Annotated in this window: 18 protein-coding genes; 10 read left to right on the top strand and 8 right to left on the bottom strand. The window is 64.4% G+C overall.

What is annotated here, in order from left to right; all coding sequences use genetic code 11:
* Positions 1–44 precede the first annotated feature (44 nt).
* Positions 45–221, top strand: a complete 177-nt coding sequence (locus E1H16_RS18340) for a DUF6104 family protein (RefSeq protein WP_166741620.1) — start codon at positions 45–47, stop codon at positions 219–221.
* Positions 222–304: 83 nt separating this feature from the next.
* On the opposite strand, the gene E1H16_RS04620 is transcribed toward E1H16_RS18340, so the two are convergent.
* Complete coding sequence (locus E1H16_RS04620; protein ID WP_134322532.1) at positions 305–1,495, bottom strand: NAD(P)-dependent malic enzyme; 1,191 nt, start codon at positions 1,493–1,495, stop codon at positions 305–307.
* A gap of 143 nt (positions 1,496–1,638) precedes the next feature.
* On the opposite strand from E1H16_RS04620, the gene E1H16_RS04625 reads away from it, so the two are divergent.
* The 3 genes from E1H16_RS04625 to E1H16_RS04635 are packed head-to-tail and all read left to right on the top strand — an operon-like array spanning position 1,639 to position 3,988.
* Positions 1,639–2,250: a dTDP-4-dehydrorhamnose 3,5-epimerase family protein gene (locus tag E1H16_RS04625; protein ID WP_134322533.1), complete on the top strand. Its 612-nt coding sequence runs from the start codon at positions 1,639–1,641 to the stop codon at positions 2,248–2,250.
* Between the two features lie 21 nt (positions 2,251–2,271).
* Complete coding sequence (locus tag E1H16_RS04630) at positions 2,272–2,949, top strand: phosphatidylserine decarboxylase (RefSeq protein ID WP_243837667.1); 678 nt, start codon at positions 2,272–2,274, stop codon at positions 2,947–2,949.
* Complete coding sequence (locus E1H16_RS04635; RefSeq protein ID WP_134322535.1) at positions 2,942–3,988, top strand: CDP-alcohol phosphatidyltransferase family protein; 1,047 nt, start codon at positions 2,942–2,944, stop codon at positions 3,986–3,988. The genes E1H16_RS04630 and E1H16_RS04635 overlap by 8 nt, the downstream gene beginning before the upstream one ends.
* A 36-nt stretch (positions 3,989–4,024) precedes the next feature.
* Here the strand turns inward: E1H16_RS04635 and E1H16_RS04640 are convergent, their stop codons facing one another.
* The gene (locus E1H16_RS04640) at positions 4,025–4,507 is read right to left on the bottom strand and encodes a hypothetical protein (RefSeq protein WP_134322536.1); all 483 of its coding nucleotides are present in this window, start codon (positions 4,505–4,507) and stop codon (positions 4,025–4,027) included.
* A gap of 35 nt (positions 4,508–4,542) precedes the next feature.
* On the opposite strand from E1H16_RS04640, the gene E1H16_RS04645 reads away from it, so the two are divergent.
* Together E1H16_RS04645 and E1H16_RS04650 are read left to right on the top strand one after the other, a co-directional pair.
* Positions 4,543–5,463: a diacylglycerol/lipid kinase family protein gene (locus tag E1H16_RS04645; protein ID WP_134322537.1), complete on the top strand. Its 921-nt coding sequence runs from the start codon at positions 4,543–4,545 to the stop codon at positions 5,461–5,463.
* Between the two features lie 230 nt (positions 5,464–5,693).
* Positions 5,694–5,942 (top strand): WhiB family transcriptional regulator, encoded by a 249-nt coding sequence (locus E1H16_RS04650; protein ID WP_134322538.1) that lies wholly within the window; start codon positions 5,694–5,696, stop codon positions 5,940–5,942.
* A gap of 114 nt (positions 5,943–6,056) precedes the next feature.
* On the opposite strand, the gene E1H16_RS04655 is transcribed toward E1H16_RS04650, so the two are convergent.
* Both E1H16_RS04655 and E1H16_RS04660 read right to left on the bottom strand, forming a co-directional pair.
* Complete coding sequence (locus tag E1H16_RS04655) at positions 6,057–7,481, bottom strand: sensor histidine kinase (RefSeq protein WP_134322539.1); 1,425 nt, start codon at positions 7,479–7,481, stop codon at positions 6,057–6,059.
* A gap of 2 nt (positions 7,482–7,483) precedes the next feature.
* Positions 7,484–7,699 (bottom strand): biotin/lipoyl-binding carrier protein, encoded by a 216-nt coding sequence (locus E1H16_RS04660; protein WP_134322540.1) that lies wholly within the window; start codon positions 7,697–7,699, stop codon positions 7,484–7,486.
* Positions 7,700–7,819: 120 nt separating this feature from the next.
* Between E1H16_RS04660 and E1H16_RS19020 the strand changes: the two genes are divergently transcribed.
* On the top strand, positions 7,820–7,894 hold the full coding sequence (locus tag E1H16_RS19020; protein ID WP_101651539.1) for a 50S ribosomal protein bL37: 75 nt from the start codon (positions 7,820–7,822) through the stop codon (positions 7,892–7,894).
* Positions 7,895–7,996: 102 nt separating this feature from the next.
* Here the strand turns inward: E1H16_RS19020 and E1H16_RS04670 are convergent, their stop codons facing one another.
* From E1H16_RS04670 to E1H16_RS04685, 4 genes are all read right to left on the bottom strand, one after another.
* Positions 7,997–9,010 carry an LLM class flavin-dependent oxidoreductase gene (locus E1H16_RS04670; protein WP_134322541.1) on the bottom strand — a complete coding sequence of 338 codons (1,014 nt, stop codon included), beginning with the start codon at positions 9,008–9,010 and terminating at the stop codon, positions 7,997–7,999.
* Complete coding sequence (rsrA, locus tag E1H16_RS04675) at positions 9,007–9,375, bottom strand: mycothiol system anti-sigma-R factor (RefSeq protein ID WP_134322542.1); 369 nt, start codon at positions 9,373–9,375, stop codon at positions 9,007–9,009. Before rsrA ends, E1H16_RS04670 begins: the two co-directional genes overlap by 4 nt.
* Positions 9,372–10,070 carry a sigma-70 family RNA polymerase sigma factor gene (locus E1H16_RS04680; RefSeq protein WP_208378855.1) on the bottom strand — a complete coding sequence of 233 codons (699 nt, stop codon included), beginning with the start codon at positions 10,068–10,070 and terminating at the stop codon, positions 9,372–9,374. Before E1H16_RS04680 ends, rsrA begins: the two co-directional genes overlap by 4 nt.
* Positions 10,071–10,219: 149 nt before the next feature.
* The gene (locus tag E1H16_RS04685) at positions 10,220–10,933 is read right to left on the bottom strand and encodes an SOS response-associated peptidase (protein ID WP_134322543.1); all 714 of its coding nucleotides are present in this window, start codon (positions 10,931–10,933) and stop codon (positions 10,220–10,222) included.
* A gap of 32 nt (positions 10,934–10,965) precedes the next feature.
* On the opposite strand from E1H16_RS04685, the gene aroA reads away from it, so the two are divergent.
* From aroA to E1H16_RS04700, 3 genes are read left to right on the top strand one after another with little or no spacing between them, the layout of a single operon-like run.
* Complete coding sequence (gene aroA / locus E1H16_RS04690; RefSeq protein ID WP_134322544.1) at positions 10,966–12,267, top strand: 3-phosphoshikimate 1-carboxyvinyltransferase; 1,302 nt, start codon at positions 10,966–10,968, stop codon at positions 12,265–12,267.
* Entirely contained in the window at positions 12,204–13,280 is a 1,077-nt protein-coding gene (rsgA, locus tag E1H16_RS04695) for a ribosome small subunit-dependent GTPase A (protein WP_243837669.1), read from the top strand. Before aroA ends, rsgA begins: the two co-directional genes overlap by 64 nt.
* Positions 13,277–14,107, top strand: coding sequence for an inositol monophosphatase family protein (locus tag E1H16_RS04700; RefSeq protein WP_134322545.1), 831 nt, complete (start codon positions 13,277–13,279; stop codon positions 14,105–14,107). Before rsgA ends, E1H16_RS04700 begins: the two co-directional genes overlap by 4 nt.
* The last annotated feature ends 4 nt before the right edge of the window (positions 14,108–14,111 follow it).

The following is a 14,111-nucleotide window of genomic DNA, read 5'->3' on the forward strand; positions in this document are numbered from 1 at the left end:
AAGTTCGAGTTCATCGAACCAGAAGCACCACACGAGGTTAGGCAATGTATTTCACCGACCGCGGGATCGAGGAACTTCAACAGCGGCGCGAGGACGAAGACCTCAGCGTCGACTGGGTGTGCGACAAGATGAGGACGTTCGTCGATCTGCATCCGCAGTTCGAGAACGCTATCGATCAGTTCGCCGTGTTCCTCGCCCGCGACGATGAGGACGACGACTAAGAGACTCGACACCTTGAAAACGGCTGGGGCCGGAACGCAACTGCGTTCCGGCCCCAGCCGTTGGAATGGCTATTGGTCAGCGGTTAGCGGATGACCCATTCTGCTTTGCCGGTCTCCCACGCCTTACGCACAGCCTCGGTGACCGCCGGGACGACGCGCGGATCAAACGGATCCGGAATGACCTTCTCCGCGGACATTTCGTCGAGCACGACATCCGCGATCGCGACGGCGGCGGCGATCTTCATTTCTTCGGTGATCTTCGTGGCGCCAGCCTCGAAAGCACCCTTGAAGATGCCCGGGAACGCCAGCACGTTATTGATCTGGTTCGGAAAGTCCGAGCGACCGGTGGCCACGACCCGCGCGTACTTGTGCGCAATATCGGGGTGAATCTCGGGGGTCGGGTTGGACAGCGCAAAGATGATCGGATCGTGGTTCATCGATGCAATCGCCTCTTCGCTGATCGTCGAACCGGACAGTCCGATGAAGCAGTCCTTGCCCGCGAGGACCTCTTCGGTCGAGCCGCGCACACCTTCATGGTTCGTCCACGACAACAACCCTTGCTTGACCGGGCTCAGGTCGTGCCGCCACGGGTGAATCGCGCCCTTGGAGTCGGTCAGGATGATGTCGCGCACGCCAGTGGCGTACAGCATCTTCGCGCACGCGATCCCGGAGGCTCCCGCGCCGGCGATAACGATGCGCATCTCGCCGTCCTGGCGCCCGGACAGCATCCGCGCGTTACGCAATGCAGCGGTGACCACGGTGGCCGTACCGTGCTGGTCGTCGTGCATGACCGGGATGTCGAGTTCTTCCTTGAGTCGATCCTCGATCTCGAAGCACCGCGGCGCCGAAATGTCCTCCAGGTTGATACCGCCGAAGGACGGCGCGATCGCCTTGACAGCCGCAACGATCTCATCGGGGTCTTTCGTGTCCAGCACGATCGGGAACGAGTCAATACCGGCGAACTGTTTGAACAGCCCAGCCTTCCCCTCCATAACCGGCAGGGACGCCTCGGCGCCGATATCACCGAGTCCGAGCACCGCGGTACCGTCGGAAATCACAGCCACGGTACGGGAGGCCGACGTGTACTTGAGTTTCTCGGTCGGATAGTCGGCGATACGCGTGCATACCTCTGCGACACCCGGCGAGTAGACCTTGGACAGAACATCGACCGAGTCGATGGGTGCCTTGAGCTCTACCGAGATCTTGCCGTGGTCGTGCGCGTCAAAAATCGGCTGCAAACTCGGATCGATGGCTGGGGGTTCTGGGTACTTCACGTCTCTCCTTCAGACAGGACACAATAAGGCATCAGGGCAGTTCCACTACGACGGGTGAGCCGAGCTCAGCGCTCGCGGAGGTTGTCCGAGCCAGTGCGCTATCTCTAATCGTCGCACAGCCGCCGAACCGGTAGGTTGTGGGCATGGACGTACGCGATCTGAAGTTCCCCGGGATCCTTGAGTTCACTCCCAAGGTGTTCCCCGACGACCGAGGCATCTTCTTGGAATGTTTCCGCGCGGAGCCGTTGGAGGAGAAACTCGGGCATCGCCTCAACCTGGTGCAGGCCAACCACTCGGTATCCAAGAAGGGCACCGTTCGCGGTATCCATTACGCGTTGGTCCCCCCAGGCCAGGCCAAGTACGTGTACTGCCCGCAGGGCTCCTTCCTGGACATCGTGGTGGACATTCGCGAGGGCTCGCCCACGTTCGGTGAAGTTGACGTGGTCAAGTTGGACTCCGAAGACCACCGCGCTATCTACGTGTCCGAAGGCATCGGACATACCGTTGTCGCCCTGGAAGACAACTCATCGCTGATCTACCTCTGCTCGGCCGGCTACAACCCTCAACTGGAGAAGGGGCTCAATCCCCTGGATCCCGCGTTGAACCTCCCGATCCCCCAGGACTTGGACCTCCTCCTCTCACCCAAGGACACCGCGGCGCCGACCCTCGCCGAGGCCAAATCACACGGGCTGCTGCCCTCGTACGAGGAGTGCGAACGCTGGTACGCGAAGCTGCGCGCCGACAACGCGAGCTAGCACCGCGTTAGGCTGGTAATCGTGAAGATCGACAAGGACGCCGCCCCGTTCACCGCGCTAGCCGCAGTGCCGGCGGTGATCGCCGCCGCTACCGGCCACCGCCGGGTCGCCGCCGGATTCGGCGTGCTCGCCGCGGGGGTGACCGCGTTCTTCAGAGACCCCTCCCGCTTCCCCGACCTCGGACAGCACATCGATCCGAGCATCGTGATCGCTCCCGCGGATGGGCGAGTCATGTACGCCGGTGCGGCACAACCCGGCGTATCCCCGGATGGCGACTGGAACCAGGTGAGTATCTTCTTGTCGCTTCTCGACGTGCATATCAATCGCGCGCCGTACGGCGGACGGATCACCAAGAGCGAGCACCGTCCGGGCCGTTTCCTGGCGGCATTCAAGAACGAGAGTGCGACCCAGAACGAAATGACCGAGCTCGTCGTCGAGCAAGACGTCGACGGACAGCGACGGGTCGTCGTGTTCCGACAAATCGTCGGCCTGCTCGCCCGGCGGGTAGTCACGCGGGTCAGCCCGGGGGACGTCGTGCATACCGGTCAGCGCATCGGCCTGATGAAGTTCGGATCGCGGATGGACATTTTCGTGCCATCGTCGGTACCGCTGTTGGTGGCTTCCGGCGACAGGGTGATTGCCGGCGAGTCCACCCTCGCTCGGTGGGCCCCGCAGGCGGAGCGTCCGTTTGATGGCTAGCACCGACGACCCCGGCAGTAGTACCACCGGGCGGGTCCGCAGTGCCCTACGCCGCAGCCGGCGCGGGTTCCGATTAATTTCGCAATCTGGCGCACGTGTGGTCTCCCCCGCCCGACTGCGTGGTGCCGCGCGCTGGCGGGCGATGCTACCGAGCCTGTTCACACTCGCGAACATGGTCTGCGGTTTCTCGGCCGTACTGCTGTCGTTTCAAGGTGAGTTCGTCACCGCCGCCGTACTCATCGGCGTCGCGATCGTGCTGGACATCCTCGATGGAGCAGTAGCGCGTGCCGTCGGGGCAATCACCCCGTTCGGCCTCCAGTTCGACTCGCTGTCGGACTTGATCTCATTCGGCATCGGACCGGCGATCCTGTTACACACGTGGGGCTTCGGCACGCACGGCGTACTCGCGTGGATCGTGCCGCTGATCTGGCTCGCTTGCGCCGCATTCCGACTCGCCCGCTTCAATGTGACGATCGACCCGCTCGCCGATAAGCGTTACTTCATCGGTCTAGCCAGTCCCGGTGCCGCAGGCGTAATCCTGGCGTCGGTATTCCTCTACGACCCACCATTCACCGGTGCCGCAGCGCTGCTCCCGGTCGTGGTCGGAGTACTGCCGGCGATACTCATGATCTCCTCGTACCGGTTCATGTCCTTTCGGATGCTGCTGGCCCCGACCGGCAACCTGATCTACGTCTCGATCGCGATGCTCGTGCTCGTCGTGCTCGGGTTCGCGACCTATCCGGCCCTCACGGGCGCGATCGTCGCGTACGGATATGTCCTCGTCTGCCCGCTGGGGTGGATCACCGCCCCGGTGCGCCGCCGTCTGTTCGGTCCGCAGTCCGTGGCGCCGCCACGGCACAAACTTCCGTCGGTGCTGTTCCCCGAGGACAACGAGGAGCAGGACGACGGCTTCGATTACGAGGACGACGAGGAAGCGCAGTCGGCCGAACTGTTCGGCGAGGCGGCCACGATCTCGGCCGAGTCCGCGACGCCTGAGACCGACCCGTCACCGCAACCCGGCGCGGACTCGCAGCGCTGAGCGCCACCGCAGACGACGAATTAGCGGTCGTGGGCGCTAGACGTCCCGGTTGTACGCCTCGCGCACCGGCTTCGAGAACAGCAACACCAGCAGGACGATTGCGACTGCCAGCAGCGGTACGCCGACTGCGGTGTTGCCGAGGGTGAACGCGATCGACCAACTGACCGGCACCAAAGCAAGTTGGATCACGATCGTCGGCACCCGCGGCCACACATCGACCCGCCAGAACCCGAAACCCATCCGCAACAGCAGGAGGCCGGCGAGGATGACGAACACCGCCCCGGTCAATGAGGCGGTCTCGTCCGTGGGGTCACCAGTCAGCGTCAGGTAGATCCAGACAATGCCGGCGCCGAGGGCGACGAGCCCCTCCAGAGCGACCAGCGCCGCGACGGCAATGAGTTGACGGGTCCGATAACTGCCCGCCTCGTAGTTCCACGGACGCAGCGGCTTATCGACCGTATCGTCGCTGCTCTGGTGGTGAGGTGCGTCATCTTGGGCATTCTCGGCATCATCGGGCACGCTCTCCAGGGTACCGACCGCTACTGTTGGTGATCATGCGCGCTCTTCTGGTCACGAACCCAAAGGCGACCGCGACCTCCCCTCGAGTACGGGACGTCATCATCAACGCATTGAGCGCGCACACCCAACTCGAGGTCGCGCACACCGACCATCGCGGGCATGCGATCGAGCTCGGCGCTCGAGCGACCGACCAGCGTTATGACCTGGTCATCGCGCTCGGCGGCGATGGGACCGTCAACGAACTGGTCAACGGGCTGCTGACGCGCGGCGCGGGCCCGCACGTACCTGCGCTCGCCGCGGTCCCCGGTGGGTCGGCGAACGTTTTCGCACGGACCCTCGGTACCTCCAACGACCCGATCGAGGCCACCGGTCAGCTGCTCGAGGCACTGGCAGCAGGCCGCGAGCGCCACATCAGTTTGGGGCAGATGGAAGGCCGTTGGTTCGTGTTCACCGCCGGTATCGGGTTCGATGCCGCCGTCGTGCACGGCGTAGAGCTGCGTCGCGGTGACGGGCGCAAAGCTAGCCCCAACCTGTATGCCCGCACCGCGGTGCGGGACTTTTTCGCCAGCACGCGACGACGTACCCGACTGACGGTCAGTACCGCCCACGGCGTCGTCGCGGACGACGCGTTTCTGTGCGTGGCGACCAACACCACCCCGTGGACGTACTACAAGAAGCGTCCCGTCCAGCTCACTCCGGAGGCGTCGTACGACAGCGGCCTGGACCTGTTCGCGCTCGGCAAGGTCGGCCCGATAGCGATCGGGCGCCTGCTGTGGCAGGTCACGCGCGCCGAGCCGAACCCACACGGTCGGCGAGCGACGCTGCTGCACGATCTCGCGGGCCTACAGATCACTGCGCAGGCGCCGGTACCGGTTCAGGTGGACGGTGACTACGCCGGCGACTTCGAGCGAGTGCGACTCGACAGTGTGCCGAATGCCCTTCGCGTCATCTGCTGAAGCATCCGACATCATTCGGTCGCGCGCCCAAATTCGCCGGACACGGGTGTCAAGCACAGACCAGGGGGTTTTATCTCACAGGGGTATAGCGGCAAAAATGGCCTTTACGACTGGCACATGCCGCGGGTGCGGGCCAGAATAGTGTGTCAGCACATTGGATGAGACACCGGCCCCCGGATTTACCGGGAACACCTGTGCCGGCCCCCTCATAGCCGCAGGTAGGAGTGAATATGGATTGGCGCCACCGCGCGATCTGTCGCGACGAGGACCCGGAGCTATTCTTCCCGATTGGGAGCACTGGCCCCGCGCTGATGCAGATCGATGACGCCAAGAGCGTATGCCAACGGTGCCCGGTCACCGAGGACTGCCTCAGTTGGGCACTGACCTCGGGGCAGGACTCAGGAATCTGGGGCGGGCTGAGCGAGGATGAGCGTCGTTTGCTCAAGCGCCAGCGCGCACGTACCGCCCGTTCGGCGTAGCCAGCGCGGCCATCAATAACCGATTAGGGCTTCGGACCACAGGTCCGAAGCCCTTTCGCATGCCCATGACATGCATCCGTTCTGGCTACCTCGAGTTCACTGACGTCCAAGCGCTCATCGACGTCCGAGCGGCAGTTCCAGCCGGGCTAGCGTCCCGCGCTGCGTCGCGTTGCTGGTGACCTCGATAGTGCCGCCCAATTCGCCGGACACCAGCGATCGCACGATCTGCAGGCCCAGTCCCCCAGCGCGCTCGAGCGCGAACCCTTCGGGCAACCCGGCGCCGTCGTCCCGGATTTCCACCGTGAGCACCCCCGGGCGGCGATGCGCCTGCACGAGAACCGTGCCCTCATCTCCCGGCGCGTACGCGTGCTCCACGGCGTTCTGCAGTAACTCCGTCACGACCAGCACGAGTGGCGTTGCCAGGTCCGCCTGCAACACGCCGAAAGTTCCAGTCCGGGTAATAGTCACCTTCGACTCGGCGGCAGCGACTTCCGCGACGATCGGTACCAGCCGATCGACGATGCCGTCGAAGGCGACCCGCTCATCGAGTGACATCGACAGCGTCTCGTGCACCAGCGCGATCGAACTGACCCGCCGTACTGACTCGGTCAACGCCGCTCGAACGATCGGGACATCGACCCGCCGAGCCTGCAGGCGCAGTAGTGCCGCGACCGTCTGCAGGTTGTTCTTCACCCGATGGTGAATCTCCCGGATCGTCGCGTCCTTACTGAGTAATTGCCGGTCGCGACGGCGAACGTCGGTCACGTCGCGGAGCAACACCAGCGCCCCGGCGTCACTTTCCTCATGTTCCAGGGGCAACGCCCGAAACAGCACGGTGGCGCCACGTGCATCCACTTCGATGCGCAGTGGGCTGTCACCGTCCAACGCTGCCCCGATCCGGGTTACGAGTTCGTCGGCTTCGAACCTGTCGACGACCACGCTGGCGCTGACTTCTGCGAGGTTTGCCGAGGCAAGGTTGTGGGTCCACCCCATTCGGCGGTACGCCGACATTGCATTCGGGCTGGCGAAGCGGACCCGACCGTCCGGCTCGAGCAGGACGAGCCCGTCGCCGGCGCGCGGTCCGGTCATCATTTCCGACCCCGCAGCCACCGGCGGGAAGGTCGCGTGCTCGACCATGTCCAGCAGCGACTTCGCAGCTTCGGCATATGCGAGTTCGAGCGGGGACGGCGCGGCGGTGACTCCTGGGTGCCGACGCCGGGTCAGCAACGCTATCGGCTCCGCACCAGAGACGCGACGTACGGCGAATACGTCTGGCGCACCTGGTTCGGTCAGGGCGGTGAGGTACTCGTCGGACGCCGTCACCTCCAGCAGATCATGCTGGTACGCGGTGGGCCCGGTCGTCGGACGTACCTGAGCCACACACAGGAAATCGCCCGAGTTCGAGCGGACCCACAGCAGCAGATCCGCGAACGAGAGGTCGGCGAGCAACTGCCATTCCGACACGAGCGCGTGCAGGTGATCGGCGTCCTCCTGACCGAGGACGGTGTGCGCTGCAAGTAGCCCGTCGATTCCCGTCACGGCTACTCGATGACGGCGATCAGGTCGCCTCCCTGGATCACATCTCCCTCGCTGACCGCGAGTTCACGGATCACTCCGGACGACTCGGCAATCACCGGGATCTCCATCTTCATCGACTCGAGGGTGACAAGTTCGTCGCCCTCCGACACCGTGTCTCCTGGCGACACCAGCACCTTGAACACGCTGGCAACCATCTCTGCGCGGACCTCTTCGGCCATCGACACCCTCACTTCGACTCAGTCAACTGTCTAGACCCTACTGCGTGCTGCCCACAGCGTCCGGTGCGCCGGGCGGATATGCGACAATGATTTGTCCAGCAATGAATATCGGAGTTGCATATGAGCAAGCGAGGCCGTAAGCGTCGCGATCGCAAGAAGCGCGGCGCGAACCACGGAAAGCGTCCCAACGCGTAGTGGTACTACGTATGAATTGAGCCCGAGACCATCACGGTCCCGGGCTCAATTCATACGTGCGCTCGCACGTTGCTGCGTGTCGATGTCCGGCCGCAGTGGCGGCTATCGCGTGCTCGTCGGGAGGCTGAGTTCGGCGGCGAGCAACTCAAAGGACGTCTCACGCGGGCCGGGCTCCCCCAATGGGCTGACCAGCACCAGTTCGTCGGCCTGACATTCCTGCGTCAGCTCAATCAGTTGCTCTGCGACATCGCCTGGTGCGCCGGCGTACAGCAGGTGGTCACTCGAAGATTTGCGGGCCGCAAAGGCCTCGGTGCGCGTGTAATCCAACGCTTCCTGCAGGCTCGCCCGCGGACCGCGGTGCCCCGCCTGCAAATTGTCCTTGAACAGCATCCAGGTTGCCATCGCGGCATCGGCGAGATCACTGTCCTCGGAGGCGAACGCGAGCGTGGAGACGATAGCCCGAGGCTGGGCCAGGTACGGCGAGGGACGGAAGTCCGCCCGGTACCGACGCAATAGCGGCGCGGCGTGCTGCGGCGTCATGTGATGCGCGAATACCGCGATCAACCCGTTCACCGCGGCGAACATCGGCCCATAGTCGCTCGAGCCGAGCATGAAAATCTCCGGCACCCGCGCCGGCACCGGCGCAGCGACGACCTGCGCATACGGGTGATCGGCGGGGAACGAGTCGTACAGGAACGACAACAACTCTGCGCACTGCTGCGGAAAATCGTCGTGTGCCTGCCCATTTCGAAGCGCGTGGGCGGTCAGACCGTCCGTTCCCGGCGCCCGACCCAACCCCAGGTCGACGCGACCGCCGAACATCGTTTCCAGAGTTCGGAAGACTTCAGCCACCTTCAACGGCGACCAGTTCGGCAGCATGATGCCGGCCGCGCCGACGTGAATGTGCTCGGTGGCCGCCAGCAGCCGCGTCATCATCACTTCTTGCGAGGTGAAAGCGAGACCGAGATGGTTGTGGTGCTCAGGGACCCAGTACCGCCCGTATCCCAATTGTTCTGCCCGCTGCGCCATCGCGACCGTAGCCTCGATCGTCTGTAAGGCACTCGCGTCGCCGGTGATGGCGACGAAATCCAAGATGCCGACCGGAAGTCGGCTCAATTGCGGGGCCCGTTGTTCAGCCGGATCACTGTGTGCGTCGTCCGCACCGTGCTGACTCCATCGGTGTGCACCGTGGTGGTGCTACTCATCTGCACGGTGAGCGCGTGAATCCGCTGCTGCACCGTGGTGCGCAGTTCGTCCGGGGCCCGCTCGGCGCCGCAGCAGCGTCCGACCAGGGACTTCACGTGACGCTCGAGGGTGTACTCACTCGCGCACGGCCCGCATTCCTCGACGTGGTGCTGCAACGCGCGGCGGACCGCCTCATCGCACGACTCATCCGTGAGCCGGGAGGTGCTGACGAGGAATTCACCGCAGGCGAGCTCGTGCTCGCCGCCACACGGGGATACGTTGAACTCGGCGTTCATTTCTTCACCGTTTCCTTCTCGGCCGGAAGAATGCCACGTTCGCGCGCGTAATCAGCCAGCAAGACCTGCAACTGCTTGCGTCCGCGATGCAACCGCGACATCACCGTGCCGATCGGTGTACCCATCATCTCGGCGATCTCCTTGTACGGGAAACCTTCGACGTCGGCGAGGTACACCGCCAAGCGAAAGTCCTCCGGCAACGCCGCGAGGGCTTCCTTGATGTCGTTGTCTGGCAGCGCATCGAGCGCCTCCATCTCGGCCGAGCGCAGCCCGGTCGAGGTGTGCTGCTCGGCGGCGTACAACTGCCAGTCCTCCACGCCCTCGCTGGAGGACTCCTGCGGACGCCGTTGCTGCTTGCGGTACATGTTGATGAAGGTGTTCGTCAGGATCCGGTACATCCACGCACGCAAATTCGTGCCGGGCTTGTACTGGTGGAAAGCACTGAACGCCTTCGCGTAGGTCTCCTGTACGACGTCCTCGGCATCGGCGGCGTTGTGCGTCAACCGGAGCGCGGCCGCGTAGAGCTGGTCGATGAGCGGCATGGCGCCCTCTTCGAACCGAGCCGCCCGCTGCTGCGGGGTCTCGGCCTGCACGTCGATATCGCTCGCCTCGTCGGTGGCAACATCGGTCTCGACGTCCTGCGTCTCACCGGTGGCTTCGGGGGCGAGGTCGCCTTCCGGAGTCTGCTCAGTCATGTAGTCCATTTTCGCTCGCGTTGTGCCGAACTGATGCGTTCTCGACAATACGCGGGGGCGCTGCAGGGTGCTGGTCATCACGCCCTTTCTAACCAGTACCGCGGCCCTGGTATTCCCGACTCGGCTCAAAACTCGGATCGGTGCACGAATCAGAAGAGCACGGCGTCCGGAGTGATTTCGTCGATCAGGTCGGCCCGGTTGTTGGCGACCTTGCCGACATCGGCGCCGACCGGACGCAATTCAAGCGACTCGGCACGAGCCAGATCGGGGTGCGCCAACAGTTCCGCCACATCGGGCTCGTCCGGTGCCAGCCACTGCTGCCAGGACCTGGCCGGCAGCATGAACGGCATCCGGTCGTGGATCTCCTCGAGATGCCCGGCAGAGGGCATGGTGACGATAGTGAACGTCGTTAGCGCATCCTCGCCCTTACCCCAGGTCTCCCACAGCCCAGCGAGCGCGAGCGAGGCACCGTCGCGGCCGGTCATGTAATACGGCTGCTTCTTACCGCCATCGAGCTTCTTCCACTCGTAGTACCCATCGATCGGCACGATGCAGCGCCGGCGTTTCACGGCGCTGCGGTATGCCGGTTTGGTGGTGAGGGTCTCGACCCGGGCGTTGAACATCCGCCCGCCAACCTTGGGGTCCTTGGCCCAGAACGGGACGAGCCCCCAGCGCATCGTGACCAGTTCCCGTGCATCCTCAGCGGCCGACGTCTCCTCGCCGACGACCGCCCGCACGACTGGCACCTCGCGCGTGGGTGCGACGTTGTAGTCGGGACGGCGGTCCTGCGGGACCAGATTCGCGGCATGGAATTCCTCGGCGATGTCTACCGGGTTCTTCTTCGACGTATAGCGTCCGCACATACGCTCAGCGTACGTCGTGACAGACTGAGGTCATGACTTCCGAGGTGATCGCGTGGACCGCGCCGTACGCCGCTGAACCCACGTCGGGACGCGTTGCCGTCGCCGGGTCTAAGTCATTGATGGCACGCGCATTGGTACTCGCCGCGATTGCCGACGGACCGTCGACGATCACGAACGCCTTACGCAGTCGCGATTCGTTGCTGATGGCCGAGGCGTTGCGCTCGCTCGGTCACGACGTGGATGCGAACGGTACGACCTGGACGGTACGCCCGGGCAGCCGCGACGGCGATACGTTTGTCGAGTGCGGACTGTCCGGGACAGTCATGCGGTTCATTCCACCGTTGGCCGCCCTGCGCGCCGGAACCACGCGTTTCGACGGCGATGAGCACGCGCGTACGCGGCCGATGGCGCCGTTGCTGGATGGTCTTCGCCAAGCCGGCGCTCACATTCGCGGCAACTCGCTGCCGATTGAGGTCGCCGGTACCGGTTCACTGAGCGGCGGCGAGGTACGGATCGACGCGCGGGCGTCCTCTCAGTTTGTGTCCGGGCTATTGATGTGCGCTGCTCGCTTCGAAGACGGACTGGCCCTCGAACTCGTCGACGACGTACCCAATCGCGGGCACATCCGGATGAGTACGGACGCCCTGCGCGAGCGCGGCGTACAGGTGCGCGAGACATCGACCGGCGGATGGGTCGTCGAACCGGGACCGCTAAGCGCTGTGGATGTCACGATCGAACCGGACGCGAGTAACTCGGCACCGTTTCTATGCGCGGCAGCAGCTACCGGCGGTGAGGTCACAATCGGGCACTGGCCGCAGGACACCGCGCAGCCGATCCGGCGCCTGCTGGAGGTGCTCACCCAGTTCGGCGCACACACGTCGTTCACCGGCGACGAGATAACCGTACGTGGCGCGCAGCGCCGCGGGATCGATGTCGATCTTGCCGATATCGGCGATATGACACCGGCGATCGCGGCGATGTGCTTGGCGGCCGACGAGCCGAGCCGGATCCGCGGCGTGGCGTACATCCGAGGCCACGAAACGGATCGACTCCGCGCGCTCCGCGTCGAACTGAGCAAATTGGGCGCCGCTGTGACCGAAACCGAGGACGGGCTGATCATCGAGCCGCATCCGTTACATGCTGCGGATCTGCAGACCTACGCCGATCACCGGATGGTGCACGCGGCGGCAGTCGCCGGATTGCTCGTTGAGGGCGTACGGATCGACAATGTCGCCACCACCGCCAAAGCGATGCCACAGTTCGCCGCGTTGTGGTCACAGTTGGTCACCGGCGATGCGTCGTTGGCCCCGCACGTATCGGAGATGGCCCGCTGAGCAGACGCCTATCGGACTACGACGAGAGCGACGCCCGGATCCGCCCGAATCGTCGCGGCACTCGGCCGCGCACGAAACAACGTCCGCGACACGAGAACGCGCAGCAGGCCATCGTCATTGGCGTCGACCGCGGACGCTACACCTGTCTGATCGACGGCGACTCCCCCACCGAGCGTCGGATCCTCGCTATGCGGGCAAAAGAACTCGGTCGGAAGTCGATCGTGGTCGGCGATCGGGTCGACGTGGTCGGCGATGTCACCGGGTCGCCCGGCACCCTCGCCCGGATCGTACGGATTGCCGAACGTAGTAGCGTGCTACGCCGGTCGGCCGATGACACCGACTCCTTCGAGCGAGTGATCGTCGCCAACGCCGACCGGCTGGTGATCGTCTGCGCTGCTGCCGATCCGCAACCACGGGTCGGTTTCGTCGATCGCGCCCTGGTCGCGGCGTACGCCGGAGACCTCGAACCAGTGCTACTGATGACGAAGATCGACCTGGCTGATCCCGCTCCGTTTGTCGCCCAGTACGCCGATATCGGGATGCAGATCCTGTTGCGCCGATCGGACGAGCCGGCAGGCGAGGTCGCAGACTTCTTACGTGGCAGCGTTTCCGTCCTTTTTGGGCACTCTGGAGTCGGGAAATCGACCCTGGTGAATGCCCTTGTACCGAATGCCGGTCGCGCCACCGGGGACGTCGCCGGGCTGACCGGCAAGGGGCGTCACACATCGTCCTCGGCGATCGCATTGGCCTTACCCGACGGCGGATTCGTGATCGACACGCCGGGAATCCGATCGCTGGGTCTGGGACATGTAGACCCATCTATCCTGCTCGCTGCATTCTCGGATCTAGCAACCGGCGCGGAGCAGTGCCCGAGCAACTGCCAGCACCTCGCCGGCGAGCCTGATTGCGCCCTCGATGCCTGGGTGGCCGACGGACATAGCAGCGTTGCTCGACTGCGCAGCGTGCGTCGCTTACTGGCCTCGCGCCTCGGCGTCGATAGTCTGGGCTCATGACAGCTGAGTACACCGACGATATCCGCCTCGCCCATGTGATTGCCGACCAATTGGACGCGCTGACACTGGCGAGGTTTACGTCGATGGACTTCACGGTCGAATCCAAACCCGACCTCACTCCGGTTACCGATGCCGACCGGGACGCCGAGTCGTTGGCTCGGGCACTGCTGAGCAGGCACCGAGGCCGCGACGCCGTGCTCGGCGAAGAGGGTGGCGAAAGCGGCCATTCCTCGCGTAAGTGGATCATCGACCCGATAGACGGTACGAAGAATTTCGTACGTGGTGTGCCGGTCTGGGCCACGCTGATCGGTCTCCTCGATGGCGACGAAGTGGTAGCGGGGTTGGTGTCGGCACCTGCCCTGCGGCGGCGTTGGTGGGCCTCGAAGGGTGCTGGCGCGTGGACCGGCCGCAGCCTGTCGCAGGGTAAACGGATCTGCGTGTCAAAGGTCGACGAGATCGCCGACGCCAGTCTGTCGTATTCCAGCCTGAACGGTTGGGCTGACCGCGATCAGTTCGAGCAGTTCCTCAGGCTCATGGTGTCGTGCTGGCGAACGCGCGGTTACGGCGATTTCTGGTCCTACATGCTGTTGGCAGAGGGGGCAGTCGATATCGCCGCAGAGCCGGATCTGGAGTTGTGGGACCTCGCAGCGCTGATCCCGATCGTGCGTGAAGCCGGCGGGCAGTTCACCGGCGTCAGCGGCGGTGATCCGCTGGTCGAGAAGTGCGCGCTGGCCACGAACGGCAAATTACATAAGGCCGCGCTCGAATCGCTGCGTCTTGAGCGCTCGCCGTCGAGCCCGCCACCGGAAACGACCCCGTATCTGTAGACCG

It is taken from the genome of Cumulibacter soli, from assembly GCF_004382795.1.
GTDB lineage: Bacteria > Actinomycetota > Actinomycetes > Mycobacteriales > Antricoccaceae > Cumulibacter > Cumulibacter soli.